Annotated in this window: 15 protein-coding genes and 1 tRNA gene; 4 read left to right on the forward strand and 12 right to left on the reverse strand. The window is 67.2% G+C overall.

Annotated features, from left to right (window positions below):
- Nucleotides 1-33: 33 nt before the first annotated feature.
- From IFT55_RS07455 to IFT55_RS07475, 5 genes are all read right to left on the reverse strand, one after another.
- Nucleotides 34-120: transfer RNA gene (locus IFT55_RS07455), tRNA-Leu, on the reverse strand.
- 87 nt (nucleotides 121-207) lie between these two features.
- The gene (holA, locus tag IFT55_RS07460) at nucleotides 208-1,212 is read right to left on the reverse strand and encodes a DNA polymerase III subunit delta (RefSeq protein WP_192090567.1); all 1,005 of its coding nucleotides are present in this window, start codon (nucleotides 1,210-1,212) and stop codon (nucleotides 208-210) included.
- Complete coding sequence (gene lptE / locus IFT55_RS07465) at nucleotides 1,209-1,691, reverse strand: LPS assembly lipoprotein LptE (RefSeq protein WP_192090569.1); 483 nt, start codon at nucleotides 1,689-1,691, stop codon at nucleotides 1,209-1,211. The genes holA and lptE overlap by 4 nt, the downstream gene beginning before the upstream one ends.
- Nucleotides 1,688-4,180, reverse strand: coding sequence for a leucine--tRNA ligase (gene leuS / locus IFT55_RS07470; RefSeq protein WP_192090576.1), 2,493 nt, complete (start codon nucleotides 4,178-4,180; stop codon nucleotides 1,688-1,690). The genes lptE and leuS overlap by 4 nt, the downstream gene beginning before the upstream one ends.
- An 11-nt stretch (nucleotides 4,181-4,191) precedes the next feature.
- Nucleotides 4,192-4,626 carry a DUF3576 domain-containing protein gene (locus tag IFT55_RS07475; protein ID WP_192090578.1) on the reverse strand — a complete coding sequence of 145 codons (435 nt, stop codon included), beginning with the start codon at nucleotides 4,624-4,626 and terminating at the stop codon, nucleotides 4,192-4,194.
- 250 nt (nucleotides 4,627-4,876) lie between these two features.
- On the opposite strand from IFT55_RS07475, the gene IFT55_RS07480 reads away from it, so the two are divergent.
- Complete coding sequence (locus tag IFT55_RS07480) at nucleotides 4,877-5,590, forward strand: hypothetical protein (RefSeq protein ID WP_249403651.1); 714 nt, start codon at nucleotides 4,877-4,879, stop codon at nucleotides 5,588-5,590.
- A 95-nt stretch (nucleotides 5,591-5,685) separates the two neighbouring features.
- Here the strand turns inward: IFT55_RS07480 and IFT55_RS07485 are convergent, their stop codons facing one another.
- Nucleotides 5,686-6,234 carry a thiamine phosphate synthase gene (locus tag IFT55_RS07485; protein WP_192090580.1) on the reverse strand — a complete coding sequence of 183 codons (549 nt, stop codon included), beginning with the start codon at nucleotides 6,232-6,234 and terminating at the stop codon, nucleotides 5,686-5,688.
- Between the two features lie 22 nt (nucleotides 6,235-6,256).
- On the opposite strand from IFT55_RS07485, the gene IFT55_RS07490 reads away from it, so the two are divergent.
- Both IFT55_RS07490 and IFT55_RS07495 read left to right on the forward strand, forming a co-directional pair.
- Nucleotides 6,257-6,925 (forward strand): YggS family pyridoxal phosphate-dependent enzyme, encoded by a 669-nt coding sequence (locus tag IFT55_RS07490; protein ID WP_192090581.1) that lies wholly within the window; start codon nucleotides 6,257-6,259, stop codon nucleotides 6,923-6,925.
- 29 nt (nucleotides 6,926-6,954) lie between these two features.
- Nucleotides 6,955-7,623: an HAD family hydrolase gene (locus tag IFT55_RS07495; RefSeq protein WP_192090582.1), complete on the forward strand. Its 669-nt coding sequence runs from the start codon at nucleotides 6,955-6,957 to the stop codon at nucleotides 7,621-7,623.
- A gap of 68 nt (nucleotides 7,624-7,691) precedes the next feature.
- Here IFT55_RS07495 and ribA read toward each other — a convergent pair whose 3' ends face one another.
- The 4 genes from ribA to glpX form a co-directional block, all read right to left on the reverse strand.
- Entirely contained in the window at nucleotides 7,692-8,753 is a 1,062-nt protein-coding gene (ribA, locus tag IFT55_RS07500; protein WP_192090583.1) for a GTP cyclohydrolase II, read from the reverse strand.
- Nucleotides 8,750-9,544, reverse strand: coding sequence for an exodeoxyribonuclease III (locus IFT55_RS07505; RefSeq protein ID WP_192090584.1), 795 nt, complete (start codon nucleotides 9,542-9,544; stop codon nucleotides 8,750-8,752). The genes ribA and IFT55_RS07505 overlap by 4 nt, the downstream gene beginning before the upstream one ends.
- Before the next feature lie 546 nt (nucleotides 9,545-10,090).
- Nucleotides 10,091-10,717, reverse strand: a complete 627-nt coding sequence (locus tag IFT55_RS07510) for a LolA family protein (RefSeq protein WP_192090585.1) — start codon at nucleotides 10,715-10,717, stop codon at nucleotides 10,091-10,093.
- A 69-nt stretch (nucleotides 10,718-10,786) separates the two neighbouring features.
- Nucleotides 10,787-11,758: a class II fructose-bisphosphatase gene (glpX, locus tag IFT55_RS07515; protein ID WP_192090586.1), complete on the reverse strand. Its 972-nt coding sequence runs from the start codon at nucleotides 11,756-11,758 to the stop codon at nucleotides 10,787-10,789.
- Between the two features lie 108 nt (nucleotides 11,759-11,866).
- Between glpX and IFT55_RS07520 the strand changes: the two genes are divergently transcribed.
- Nucleotides 11,867-12,226 (forward strand): hypothetical protein, encoded by a 360-nt coding sequence (locus IFT55_RS07520; RefSeq protein WP_192090588.1) that lies wholly within the window; start codon nucleotides 11,867-11,869, stop codon nucleotides 12,224-12,226.
- A gap of 19 nt (nucleotides 12,227-12,245) precedes the next feature.
- Here the strand turns inward: IFT55_RS07520 and IFT55_RS07525 are convergent, their stop codons facing one another.
- Together IFT55_RS07525 and IFT55_RS07530 are read right to left on the reverse strand one after the other, a co-directional pair.
- Nucleotides 12,246-13,538, reverse strand: coding sequence for a homoserine dehydrogenase (locus IFT55_RS07525; protein ID WP_192090590.1), 1,293 nt, complete (start codon nucleotides 13,536-13,538; stop codon nucleotides 12,246-12,248).
- A 255-nt stretch (nucleotides 13,539-13,793) separates the two neighbouring features.
- Nucleotides 13,794-14,747 (reverse strand): isopenicillin N synthase family dioxygenase, encoded by a 954-nt coding sequence (locus IFT55_RS07530; RefSeq protein ID WP_192090591.1) that lies wholly within the window; start codon nucleotides 14,745-14,747, stop codon nucleotides 13,794-13,796.
- Between the last annotated feature and the right edge of the window lies 1 nt (nucleotide 14,748).

Below are 14,748 nucleotides of genomic sequence, written 5' to 3' on the forward strand. Positions count from 1 at the left end.
CTGTCGGGAACCCCGGACAGCCTGTCCGGGGGGTGGTGCGGCCAAGAAGACTCGAACTTCCACGGGCTTTCGCCCACAACGACCTCAACGTTGCGCGTCTACCAATTCCGCCATGGCCGCCCATGATCGCCTGTGGAGCCGGAACCCCGTGGCTGGTAGGCCGGTGCCCCTATCAGCGCCGGTGGCCGTGCGCAAATGCTTTTCGCGCTACCGCCCGCGTGCCGCCGCGCGCGCGATGGCGATCGCCTCTGCCGCCGCAGTCACTTCGCCCAGCCCGCTGCCCGACAACGCCGCGCGTTCGGCATCGCGCACCCGTTCGATCGCGCGGGCGATGCGCGGCGCGTCCCAGCGGCGCAGCGCCATGCCGGTCGCGCCCTGTTCCTTGAAGAACACGCGATGCCGTTCCAGCACCCGGTCGACCGGCATGCCGTCGTCCACGTCCGCCCGCATTTCCGCCAGCGTCAGCAACCGCCGCGCGACCGCCCGCAACAGGGGGATCGGCCCGCCGGGAAGTTCGGGCAGCGCGGCGGTGGCCACGTCGCCCGCGATCATCGCCGCGACGATCCCGCCGATCTCGGCATCGGCGATCGACGCGCCGATCGCATCGAACGCTTCCCCGTCGGCATCGCGCGGCCGGTCGGGCGATGCGTCCAGATACAAGGCCAGCTTCTCGATCTCGCTGGCCAGCACCGCCCGATCGCCCGCCGTCACCGCAGCCAGCCGATCGGGCACGTCACCCAGCAGGCGCAGCCCATGGTCGCGCGCCATCGCCACGGCCAGCTTCGCCGCCTGTTGCGCATCGGGTACGTAGCACGCGACCGCGACCGCGTTCAGCGATGCGGTGACCAGCTTGACCAGCTTCGAGGTGCCCTTGACCGTGGGGGCGATCGCGGCAACCGGATTGCCGGCGGTCGCCGCGTTCAGCAGCAACGTCACCGCCTCCACCGATTCCTCGCCCATGCCGGTTACGCGGATATGCCGTCGGTCGCCGAACAGCGACAGCGACGCCGCCTCGTCCGCCAGGACGCCCGGCCGGGCCTTCAGCGCCGCACCATCGAAATCGACCCGTTCGGCCCCCTCGCCCACCCCCCGCGCCAGCCGTGCGGCCAGCGCCATGGCACCGGCGGTGTCGGGGCCGTGGAACAGGTACAGGCGGATGTCGGGTCCGGGCCGGTCCAGCTTGCCGCCGACCTGCTCGGGCTTCAGCTTCATGGACGCGGCGTGGTGGTCAGCGCGATGCGGGTCACGATCTGGTCGGCGACGATCAGTGACAATCGTTCGAGCGCGCTGCGTTCAGCGGCGATCGTGGCATATTCCGACGTCACCACGTCGATCCCCGCATCGGACCCGGCGGTCGCGTCCAGCCGGACCTGCCCATTCGACAGGTCGACCAGTTGATAGCGCGCGCGCAGCGTGCGGCGTTCGCGCGTGATCGAATCGTCGCGGCGGATGCCAAGGCCGGTGATGTCGTCGTCCAGCCGGATTTCCAGCCGATAGCGTGCCGGACCTTCCTGCCGCAGCCGGTCGCGCAGCGCATTGGCGACCAGCCAGCCATTCTGTCCGGTGATCGGCGCGACCTCGACCCCCGACAGCGTCTGGCGCACCGCCCCCGATTCGCCGCCGCCGTACAGCGGACGCAGGCCACAGCCCGCCAGCAGCAGCCCCAGCGCAAGGACGGCGGCGCGCATCATGCGACGATGTTCACGAGACGGTCGGGCACCACGATCACCTTGCGCGGCGTCTTGCCCTCCAGTGCGCGCACCACCTTTTCGGCGGCCAGCGCGGCGGCTTCGGTCGCGTCCTTCGACGTACCGCGCGGCAGCACGATCGTGTCGCGCAGCTTGCCGTTCACCTGCACCGCGATCGTCGATTCGGCGTCGACCAGCATCGCGGGATCGACCGTCGGCCACGCCGCATCGGCGATCAGCCCGGGCTTGCCCAGCAGCGCCCATGCCTCTTCGGCCAGATGCGGGATCATCGGGCTGACCAGCAGCAGCAATGTCTCGATATCGGCATCGGCGACTTGGCGGGCCTTCTCGCATTCGCCAAGGAACGTGTAGAGCTTGGCGACCGCCTTGTTGAACTGCAACGTCTCGATATCGGTCGCGACGCCCGCGATCGTGCGGTGACGCATCCGTGCCAGCGCGTCGCTACCCGGCCCGCCGGCATGCGATGCCACCAGTTTCCACACGCGCCGGACGAAACGTTCCGCGCCTTCGATCCCCGCCTCGCTCCAAGGCAGATCGCGTTCGGGCGGGCTGTCGGATAGCATGAACCAGCGTGCCGCGTCGGCACCATAGCGGTCGAGAATCGGTTCGGGATCGACCGTGTTCTTCTTCGATTTCGACATCTTCTCGACGCGACCGATGGCGATGGCATCACCGGTTGCCGTCTCGATCCCGTCGGTCACTTCGGACGGGGCGAGCCAGCGACCGTCGGCCGCCTTGTACGTCTCGTGCGTGACCATGCCCTGCGTGAACAGCCCGGCGAACGGTTCCTTCAGGTCGATCAGCCCGACATGATTCAACGCCCGCGTCCAGAAGCGCGCGTACAGCAGATGCAGGATCGCATGTTCGACCCCGCCGATATACTGGCCGACCGGCAACCAGCTTTCGGCGACGGCGCGGTCGAACGGGCGGTCCTTCGGCTGGCTGGCAAAGCGGATGAAGTACCACGACGAATCGACGAACGTATCGAGCGTGTCGGTTTCACGCCACGCGGGTGCGCCGCATGCCGGGCAATCGACATGCTTCCATGTCGGATGCCGGTCCAGCGGATTGCCCGGAATGTCGAACGACACGTCGTCGGGCAGCGTGACGGGCAGTTGCGCGCGCGGCACCGGCACGACGCCGCATGCATCGCAATGCACGATCGGGATCGGCGTGCCCCAATACCGCTGACGCGACACGCCCCAGTCGCGCAACCGCCAGACGGTAGTGCCCTTGCCCCATGCCTCCGCCTCGGCACGGTCGATCACGAACCGCTTCGCCGCCGCGACGTCCAGCCCGTCGAGCGGACCAGAGTTCACGAGGCGACCCGGGCCGGTATAGGCTTCGTCGCCCGCGAACACGGGATCGGTCGTGTCGCCGTCCGACACGACGCGCCGGACCTCCAGCCCATATTTGCGTGCGAAATCGAGGTCGCGCTGGTCGTGCGCCGGAACGCCCATCACCGCGCCGGTGCCGTAGTCCATCAACACGAAATTCGCGATATAGACCGGCAACGTGACGGCCGGGTCCAGCGGATGCTGCATCCGGTATCCGGTATCGAAGCCCAGCTTTTCGGCCGTTTCCAGCTCGGCGGCGGTGGTCCCACCCTGTTTGCAAAGCTCGATGAACGCGGTCGCTTCCGCATCGTCCTGCGCACGCGCGCGGGCGACCGGATGGTCGGCGGCGATCGCGACGAAGCTGGCGCCGAAGATCGTGTCGGGCCGCGTCGAATAGACGTCGATCCGGTCCGCGAACGGCGCGACGGGCGCGAACGAGAACTGCAGCCCCTCCGACTTGCCGATCCAGTTTTCCTGCATCAGCCGCACCTTGTCCGGCCATTGGTCGAGGCTGCCCAAACCGTCCAGCAGGTCGTCGGCGAAATCAGTGATCTTGAGGAACCACTGGCTCAGCTTGCGCTTCTCGACCACCGCACCCGAACGCCAGCCGCGCCCGTCGATCACCTGTTCGTTGGCCAGCACGGTCATGTCGACCGGGTCCCAGTTGACCGCCGATTCCTTGCGATAGACGAGGCCGCTGTTCAGCAGTTCGAGGAACAGCGCCTGTTCGTGCCCGTAATATTCGGGATCGCAGGTCGCGAATTCGCGGCTCCAGTCAAAGGCGAGGCCAAGCCGCTTCAACTGCGCCTTCATCGCTGCGATATTGGCATAGGTCCACTTGCCGGGATGGACCTTCTTTTCCATCGCCGCATTTTCGGCGGGCATGCCGAACGCGTCCCATCCCATCGGGTGGAGCACTTCGTGCCCGGTCATCCGCAGAAACCGTGCGAGGACGTCGCCCATCGTATAGTTGCGGACATGGCCCATATGGATACGTCCCGACGGATAGGGAAACATCTCAAGGACATAACGCTTCGGCTTGGTCGATGCGTCGTCGGCGACGAACGTGGCGCGTTCGTCCCATGCGGCCTGCCAGCGGGCGTCGGCCTCGGCGGGCGAAAAGCGTGCGGTCATCGTCGGTCGGCTCAGCCCGAAACCGACCCGCGACGCAGGTCGCGGGCGCGGGTGAGAATGATGTCTTCCAGCTTCTGGACGGTGGCGGCCTGAACCGGTGCCTCGACCCACTGGCCGTTCTGGCTGACCTGGCGCAGCGCCGCGACGCGCAACGCGTCGGCGCGCAGATCCTGGTCGAGGATCGTCACCGTCAGCTTGGTCCGCTCGGTCGGGGCGGCCGGGTTCACGTACCAGTCGGTCACGATCACGCCGCCGTTCGAATCGGTCTGGGTCAGCGGCATGAACGACAGCGTGTCGAGGCTGGCGCGCCACAGATAGCTGTTGACGCCGATCGTGGTGACCTTCGACGCCGCAAGATCGGTCGACATCCGCGCCTTGCCCCCACCGCATGCGGCAAGCGGCAGGGCAGACATTGCCAGCATCGCGAGGAGCAGGGGGCGGTTCATCGGCGGATTCCTTGGATAAGCCAATACGGCAGTTCGGCCGCTTCTATAGGAGGACGCGGCGATGCGGCAAGCGAGTTGGTAGGCAGCTCCGGCCGCCGCTGAATCGCCGCAGGACCGGTGAAGTCCGACAAATATGTGGGTTCGGTGCAACAGGTCGCCGGAAAGCGACCATGGGCGGTGGATGCCTGCAACCGAATCATGGTAGCGCGACTTTGCGAGGGGTGAGGAAAACATGACGGGCAGGAAGACTTTGGCTGGCGTTGGACTGGGGGCGATCATCGCCGCCGGCCTTTGTGCGTCGCCTGCCCTGTTCGCCCAGGAACAGCGTGCGCCGCGTGTTCTGAAACGGACCGCACAGTCGGGATCGATGCCGCTGGTCGGCATCGGATCGTTCACGCCGGCATCGGCCGATCCGCGCCTTGCGGCGGTACTGGCACGTACCGGTCTGAATTCGACCGGTTTCCGCTTCACCCCGTCCGAAGGCAGCGTCACCGGCAAGCGTGCGATCAAGGTCGCGTTGCGGGCACAGGGTGCGCGGCCGGGTCGCCTGCCCGAACGGGTCGCCGCCGTTGCGGCTCCGGCGCCTTCGATCAATCCCGTCGCCTATAATCTTGGCGTATCGGTCGGCTGGAAGCGGCTGGCGGTTTCGGGCGATCTGACGCGACTCGATCTTGGCGGCGCCCCCGGCAGCCGCGAACAGATGGGCGTCGGCGTCAGCTATACCGGTCGCAAGATCAGCGGCCGCGTCGGCGCGAGCAGCGATCGTCCGCTGGCCGATCAGCCGCGCCTGATTGCGGACGCTCCGGGCTATTCGCTCGATATGGGCGGGTCGTATCGCCTGACGCGCAACCTCGATGTGACGGCGGGTGTCCGCTATCGTTCCGAACGCGACCGGATGCTGCGTATCGAACCCGACCGGCGCGAAAGCCAGGCGGTGTACGTGGGTACGGCACTGCGCTTCTGATTGAGGGCGCGCTGAAACAGCGCGTTGACAGTCGATGTAGCGGCCTTCGCTCAAACGCTACTCGGTACGAACGGTGTACGCGGATTGATCGCGTACTAACCGCCAGGCGACACCGTCCATGCATCGATCGCCGCCCAGCCTGCGATCCCGAACGCCGCCAGTCTGCGCGCGCGCGCGGCGTTCATCCCGCCTAGTGCGATCACCGGCACCCGATGGTCGCGGACCAGCAGCCCGAAACCGACCGGACCCAAAACATCCCCGCCCGGATGCGATCGGGTGGCGAAGGCGGGGGAAGCGAACACCGCATCCACGCCTGCGCGTTCGGCCGCGATCAATTCTCGCCGCGAATGGACCGGGCGCGTCGCGATCCGTCCGCCACCGCGCACCCGGCGACCATGTACCCCGTCCGCGCCGCGCAGCCACGGCCCGGCCACCAGCAGCACATGCCCGCGCGCCCGCGCGATCCGGCGGAGTTGCGCGAACAGCGCCCGCCGTTCGCGTGCGGGAGTCGCATAGTGCCGGAACACGATACCGCTGCCGCGTGGCAGCGCGGCGACGATAGCGGGGAGCGCGTCGCCCAGCCGTTCGTCGGTCATCAGCCATTGGCGGGGCAAAGCAGGGGTGCGGGGGTGGCGGGGACGCATGCCCACCCCTATAGCGCGCGCAATGACGCAAACCGATGCCCCGACGCGCCTTGCCGCGATCAACACCCGGATCGCCCATGCCGAAGCGATCGCCGGGCGTGACGCCGGCGCGACCACGCTGATCGCGATCAGCAAGACGCACGACGCCGCCGCGATCCAGCCGCTGATCGACGCGGGCCACCGTGTGTTCGGCGAGAACCGCGTACAGGAAACGCAGGCAAAATGGCCCGCGCTGCAGGCGGGGACCCCGGGCATCGCACTTCATCTGGTCGGCCAGTTGCAGTCGAACAAGGCGGAGGACGCGGTGCGGCTGTTCGATGCGATCCACTCGGTCGATCGGCCATCGCTGGTCACCGCACTGGCCCGCGCGATCGACCGCGTCGGGCGCGCGCCCGCATGCTTCGTTCAGGTCGATATCGGCGACGAACCGCAAAAGGGCGGCTGTGCGATCGGCGACCTGCCCGGATTGCTGGCGCAGGCGAAGGACGGCGGACTGCCCGTTGCCGGACTGATGTGCGTTCCCCCGGCCGGCGTCGACGCCGCGCCCTATTTCGCGCTGACTGCGAAGCTGGCGCGCGATCACGGGCTGGACGGACTGAGCATGGGCATGTCCGACGATTTCGAAACCGCCGTCACGCTGGGCGCGACCCACGTCCGCGTCGGATCGGCGCTGTTCGGCGCGCGCGGCTGAAACCCCTCCCTTTGCTTTCAGGAACGACGATGACCCGACCCAAGGCTCTGCTGTTCGATTTCGACGGCGTGCTGCTCGAAAGCGAGTTCGCCGGTAACCGACAGATCGCCGAATATCTGACGCAGGCGGGGCATCCCACGACGGCGGCCGATTCGATGGCGAACTTCATGGGGCTTTCGGGCACACACTTCACGGCGGCGGTCGAGAAATGGATCGGCGGGCCGGTGCCTGCCGGCTTCTGGGAAGCGCGAGCGGCGGAAGACGCGCGCGTCGTTGCCGAAGGCATCGCGGCGGTGGCGGGTGCGGTCGACTTCGTCCGCGCCCTTCCGGCAGACCTGCCGCGCGCGATCGTATCGTCCAGCACGACGCACTGGATCCGGTCGCATCTGCGCCATCTGGGGCTGGAGGACGCGTTCGGCGACCATATCTATAGCGGGAAGGAACACGTCACCAACGGCAAGCCCGCGCCCGACCTGTATCTATATGGCGCCGAGCGGCTGGGCGTGGCGATCGGCGATTGCGCGATCCTCGAAGACTCACCGGTCGGCGTTACCGGGGCGGTGGCATCGGGCGCTCGGGTGATCGGGCTGTGTGCCGGGTCGCACTGCGCGGTCGGCCATGACGAACGGCTGCGCGCGCTGGGCGTGACCGAGATCGCGCATGGGTTCGACGATGTGCGGGCACTGCTCGCGCTGTAGATCCGGTCGGCTGGAGTCCGTCCAGACGGGTTCGGTCCGGGGCGATCGGCTTCCGCCGGAAGCAAACGCTACAACTGGTGCCCCGTCCGGTCGCGCTTGGTCGCTAGATAGCGTTCGTTGTGCGGATTGGGCGGCAAATGGTGCGGCACCCGTTCGACGACGTCGATCCCTGCCGTCGCCAGTCCGGCGACCTTGGCCGGATTGTTGGTCAGCAACCGCACCTGCGTCTGCCCCATCAGCGTCAGCATCCGCCCCGCCACGCCGAAATCACGCGCGTCGATCGCGAAGCCAAGCCGCGTATTGGCGTCGACGGTGTCGAACCCTTGATCCTGCAACGCATAGGCGCGCAGCTTGTTGACAAGGCCGATGCCGCGCCCTTCCTGTCGCAGGTACAGCACGATGCCCCAGCCCGTGGCGGCGATCGCCGCGATCGCGGCATGGAGTTGCGGCCCGCAATCGCATTTCAGGCTGCCCAGCACGTCGCCCGTCAAGCATTCGCTATGCAACCGTACCAGCGGGGGCCGACCGTCGGGCTGACCGATCAGCAGCGCGACATGCTCGCCCGCCGCGTCGGGGGTGCGGAACGCGACGATTTCCGCATTCTCCGCCCCCGCGACCGGTAGGTGGGCGCGGGTGACGATCGCGAGCCGGTTCGCATCCTCGTGCGCGTCGATCGCCGCCGGGGTGATCGTCGCTTCCGCGCCCACGCCGCCCGCCACGAATGCCGGCAGCAGCCCCGCGATCCGGGCAAGACGCAGCGCCGCAGCGGCGGCTAGGGGTGCGGGTGTCGCGATGCTGCGAAACGGGCCCTTCATCGGCGTCGCGAGGTCGAGTTGGGGATCGGCCAGTGCGGTGGCGGCGGCGAAATCGGTCCAGCGTTCGCGGACGATCGTCACCGGCTGATCGGGTTCGGCGGCCGCGCGCTGGTTGACGATGCGCAGCGTTTCCGCACGGCCGAACGACAACAGGATCGTCGCGGTGCCATCGGGATCGAACGCCGCCAGCCGCGCCGGATCGGCGGTTTCGATCGGCAACAGCGTCAGCGCGGGTTCGCCCGGCGCCTGTATCGCGATCGCCCAGCCCCGGCGCAGCGCGTCGATCGCCCGCGCGACATCGCGCGTCATGCTCATCGCCGGAACTCGGTGACGATCGGCACATGGTCGCTGGGTTTCAGCCAACTGCGGCAATCTTCGTGCACACGGTGCGCCACCGCCTGCGCGGCCACGTCGCGGCTGGCCCACATATGGTCGAGCCGCCGACCGCGATCCGACGCCGCCCAATCCTTCGCGCGATAGCTCCACCACGTGAACAGCCGCTGCGGCTCGGGAACGAAATGGCGACCCAGATCGACCCAGTCGTTCGCCGCCTGCAACCGTGCGAGCGCCGCCACCTCGACCGCGGTGTGACTGACCACGTCGATCAGTTGGCGGTGGCTCCAGACGTCGCTTTCGAGCGGCGCTACGTTGAAATCGCCGACCAGCAGCGTCGGTACGCCCGACAGCCCGGCGGACCAGTCGATCATGCGATCGATGAAGTCGAGCTTCTGTCCGAATTTCGGGTTCGCTTCCCGATCAGGTACGTCGCCGCCCGCCGGTACGTACACATTCTCGATCCGCAGCCCGTTGGCGAGACGCACGCCGATGTGTCGGGCCTCGCCATTCGCCTGCCAGTCGAACCGGTCGTCCTCCGCAAGGGGAATCTTCGACAGCACGGCGACGCCGTGATGCATCCGCTGACCGTTGATCGCGATATGGGTGTAGCCGAGCCGCCGGAACGCATCGTGGGGAAAATCCTGATCCACGACCTTCGTTTCCTGAAGGCACAGCACGTCGGGGGCGGCGTCGCGTAGGAAACGTTCGACGATATCGATTCGAAACCGGACCGAATTGATGTTCCACGAAGCGACCGAAAAACTATCCATGGCGGAGCCTGTATCCCCGTCGACGCGGGTGCGCCAGACATGGAAAGGCCCTCGCTCCGGGGGCATGGAACGAGGGCCGACCGTGCGTTCGTCACGCAGGCGGGCGTCGAGGACCCGGGCAACAGGGGGAAAAATCCCGGACGCGCCCCAACACCGCAAGGCCATCCATAGGGACGCGAACCTGTCGCCAACATGAACAGGCATACAGATTTGTTGCAATTCGCAACGGATTTGGCGGGTGGCCGATACGGCGGTCCGTTCGGTGCGCCAGACCGGCCCATCGATCAGGCGAGAAGGGTACGCGCGCCTGAAAACGTCCGCCACCCCGCGCCCGTCGATCTGCCGGAGTTCGACAACGTGGGAAGAGCATCGAATCGCAATCCCAGCGCATGTCCGGGGTAAGATCGGCAATACTGGAAATCGCCGTGTGGTGCGGGGCAACGCATCCGGGGCGATATGCCGATGACGGTCGCGTACCAACTGCCACGGCCGTGCCGCAGAACGCAGCGCGTCATGCCGGACGATAGAAGTCGATGCCGTTCGGCGTTAGCGACCGCCGCGCGTCGGTTCGTTGAAACGGAACGCATTGTCGGCCACCGGCACGTTGAACCGCTGGTTCGTCAGCCGCACCGTGGTCCGGTTCGCCTGCGCGTCGAGCGCGACCCAGCCCTGCAACATCAACCCGGACGGAGCGGAAGGTTGACGGGCGAAGATCATCGTTATCCGGCCATATTCCGGTCGCTTTGGGTCATAGGCCTCGACGCTCAGCACGCGCGGGTCGCTCGACCGCACGATCTTCGCATATTTCGACGCATCGCGCGCGGGGTTGAGCAGGATGCCCAGCGGCGAATTGCCGATCGGCCACCGTTGTTTCTGTCCGACCTGATAATCGAGGAAGTACAGCGATTTGCCGTCCGAAACGATCAGGATCGGCACGCTCTTTTCATACTGGAACCGGATCTTGCCGGGTTTCTTGAGCGTCAGCGTGCCGGTCAGCACGCGGCCGTTGCGATCGGTCTGCGAAAAGCTGGCGGTCATCGTTTCGACCGCCGCCAGGTGACGCTGCACGGCGGCAAGGTCGCCCTGCGGCGCCTGGGCATGGATGGCGGCCGGGGCGATCAGCGCAACGGCCAGCGCGGGGACGAACGGGCGGATGGAATGTCTCCGTATCATGGGGCGGGAATGCGATCGGCGGGTTGAACGCCCGCTGAACCCTTGGGGTTGCACCCCGCCCCGGCCCGATCAGATGCGATGTTCGCCCTTGACCCAGCGGACCGTGCCCGAGCTGGCGCGCATCACGACGCTTTCGGTGGTCATGATCTTGCCCTTGCGCTTGACGCCTTCGAGCAGCGAACCGTCGGTGACGCCGGTGGCGGCGAAGATGCAGTCGCCGCGCGCCAGTTCGGTCAGGTCGTACTGCTTGTCCAGATCGGTCACGCCCCATTTGGCGGCGCGGCCACGCTCGTCATCGTTGCGGAACAGCAACCGACCCTTGAACTGGCCACCGACGCAGCGCAGCGCCGCACAGGCGAGGACGCCTTCGGGTGCGCCGCCGGCCCCCATATAGATGTCGATCGTCGTGTCGGGGTTGGTGGTCGCGATCACGCCCGCGACGTCGCCGTCGCCGATCAGCATCACGCCACAGCCGACCGCGCGCAGTTCGGCGATCATCGCTTCGTGGCGCGGACGGTCGAGTACGCACACCATGATGTCGTGCGGATCGACACCCTTGGCCGCGGCCACCGCCTTCACATTTTCGGTCGGGGTGCGATCGAGGTCGATGATGCCTTCGGGATAGCCGGGGCCGACCGCGATCTTGTCCATATAGACGTCGGGCGCGTTGAGCAGGCCGCCCTTTTCCGCGATCGCCAGCACGGCAAGGCTGTTGGGACCGGCGGTGGCGCAGATCGTGGTGCCTTCCAGCGGATCGAGCGCGATGTCGATCTCCGGTCCCTTGCCCAGCCCGACCTTCTCACCGATGAACAGCATCGGCGCCTCGTCGCGTTCGCCCTCTCCGATGACGACGGTGCCGTCCATGTAGAGTTCGTTGAGCGCGGCGCGCATCGCTTCGACTGCGGCGGCATCGGCGGCCTTTTCGTCGCCGCGTCCGACGAGCGTCGATGCGGCGATCGCCGCCGCTTCCACGACACGCACCATTTCGAGAACTAGGACGCGATCGAGGGTATTGCTGGCAAGGGTATTGCTGGACGACATGGGTATTCCTCCCCGTTAAACGGTTTAAACACGCGATAGGCGACCAGCCCTTGCCCGGCAAGTCAACTTGACGGATATCCTGGATATCGACCGATCGGAGGCAGGTTCGTGACGATGATGTTGCTGATGATGGCGATGACGATCGACGAAACCACCATGGCCGCCGCGATGGCGCGGGCGCGCGAACGCACCCGTGCCGCGATACCGTGTCAGGCCGCGCCGAGCGACGAGGAAATCATCGTGTGCGGGCGGCGACAGGCCGACCGGTTCCGCCTGCCGCTGGAAACCGAACCCGCCGACGGCGATCCGAAGGCGGTCGACGCGTTCGGGGAACGCGCGCGGTTGTTGCGCGTGCCCGAACTGCCATGCGGGGTCGGCGCGTTCCTGCAACGCTGCGGCATGGTCGGGGCCACGGTCAGCACGCGCACCGGCGCGCGCGGGGGTGGTCAGCGACCGCTGGCCGACTGACCCGCGCCGGTCGAGCGCCTCACCCGCCCAGTACGTGCATCCACATCGGCTTGCCGGTCAGGCTGGGCGACCCGACCAGCCGGTCGAGCGCCTGTGCGACGCAGCGTTCCGGCCCTTCGTGCGTGACGATCGCCACCAGCACGCTGCCATCGGCGCTGACGCCGCGCTGGATCAGGCTTTCGATCGATACGCCCGCATCGCGCATCGCCGCCGCGATTTCGGCCAGTACGCCGACGCGGTCGGCTACGCTCAGCCGGACATACGCCCGGCCACGGCGTTCGCCGGGCGTTTCCGGCGTCGCGGCGGTCAGCGCGGCGGCGGGCATGGCATAGGGCGCGCCATATTCGCCGCGCGCGATGTCGATCAGGTCGGCGACAACCGCGCTGGCGGTGGGACCGTCGCCCGCGCCGCGTCCCTGAAAGAACAGCCGGCCGACGAAATTGCCTTCGGCCACCACGGCGTTGAGCGACCCCGTGACATGCGCCAGCGGATGGTCGAGCGGCACCAGATGCGGGTGCACCCGCTGGAACAGCCCGTTCGGACCCGCCTGCGCCATGCCGACCAGCCGGATGCGATAGCCGAGCGCGGCCGCTTCGGCGATATCGGCGGCCAGCACGTGGCGGATGCCGGTGATCGCGACCTCGCCGAACGCGGGGCGCGTGCCGAATGCGATGCTGGCAAGGATCGACAGCTTGTGCGCGGCGTCGACGCCGTCGATGTCGAAGCTGGGATCGGCCTCCGCAAAGCCCAGTGCCTGCGCTTCCGCCAGCACTTCGGCGAAGTCGCGGCCTTCCGCCTCCATCTTCGACAGGATGAAATTACAGGTGCCGTTGAGGATGCCGTAGACCTGCGACAGTTCGTTGGCCGCCGCCCCTTCGCGCAGTCCCTTGATGACCGGCACCCCGCCGGCCACCGCCGCTTCGAATTTCAGCGCGACGTTCGCGCGTTCGGCAGCTTCTGCCAATTCGAGGCCGTGATGCGCGATCATCGCCTTGTTCGCGGTGACGAACCCCTTGCCCGCCGCCAGCGACGCGCGTGCCAGCGTGAGCGCCGGGCCGTCCGATCCGCCGACCAGTTCGACCACCACGTCGGCATCGCCCGTCCGCACCAGTTCGGCGGTATCGTCGACCCATGCGAAGCCCGACAGGTCGACGCCGCGATCCTTGCCACGGTCGCGCGCCGACACCGCCACGATCTGGATCGGACGCCCCGCCCGCCGCGCGATCAGGTCGCCATTGGTCGCGATCAGCCGGATCACGCCCGCTCCGACGGTGCCGAGGCCGGCGATGGCGACGCGGAGCGGTTGGGTCATGTTGTCCTCGATTGTGTAACAATGTTGCGGCCAGACATGGGGTCCGGCCAATTTCGTGTCTCTAGGCGGCAGGCGGCGTAAGGGGAAGAGGGTTGGTTCGGGGACGGTGCCCGGGTCCCCCTGCCCGCTTCAACCCCGATCCGTTCGCCTCGACTAGCCATCGCGCCTGTCGGGAAGGCGGTGCAGCAGGCCACAAGTTCTCGACATGATCGGACCGAACGGACAATGAGCCGAAACTCCCGGCCCCCCGCCCCGTCACGCCTTGATAAGCCCGATCTCCACCAGCCGCTGATACAGATAGTCGTTGGACGAAATCGCCTCTGGATAGCGGTTCGGGTTCTCCGCCGACACGCAGCCCGGCAGCGTTTCGATCATGAAATCGGGCGCGGGGTGCAGGAAGAACGGCATCGAATATCGCGACCGGCCACGGCGTTCGACCGGCGGATTGACCACGCGGTGCGTGGTCGACGGCAGGACGTGGTTGGTCAGCCGCTGGAGCATGTCGCCGACGTTCACCACCATCGCGCCGGCAGGCGGCTCGACCGGAAGCCAGTGTCCGTCGCGGTCGAGCAGTTCCAGCCCGGCTTCCTCCGCGCCCAGCAACAGCGTGATCAGGTTGATATCCTCATGCGCGCCCGCGCGGACTTCGGGCGCATCGGCCGCGACCGGAGGATAATGGAGCAAGCGCAGGATCGAATTGCCGTCCTTCACCGCCGGGTCGAACCAGTCGGGCGCGAGACCCAGATAGCGCGCGATCGCCGACAACAGCCGGTCGCCGGCATCGTCCAGCGCACCGAACAGGTCGAGAAAGGTCTGGCGGAATCCTTCGGGACGGTCGGGCCAGACATTGGCGGCCATGAACGCTTCGTACCGATGACCCTTGGTCAGTTCGCGACCGACATGCCAGAATTCCTTGAGATCGACATATTTGGCGCCCTTCGCGATCTCGGTCTTGAACGGGGTATAGCCGCGTGCGCCGCCGCCACCTGCGACGAAATAGCGCCGCTTTTCCTCCTCCGGCAGGTCGAAAAACGCGCGGGTCATCGCCCATGCCCGATCGATCACGCCCTGATCGACGCCGTGATCGGACACCATCGCGAATCCGAAGCGTTGGAACGAATCGCCGAACGCCTGAGCGAAACCGTCGGGGTCGTGATCGGCCCGCGCCATCGAAATGAGCGGAACCTGCGAAAGCAACGTGTCGGACATG

Source organism: Sphingomonas sp. CFBP 13720 (assembly GCF_014842075.1).
Lineage (GTDB): Bacteria > Pseudomonadota > Alphaproteobacteria > Sphingomonadales > Sphingomonadaceae > Sphingomonas.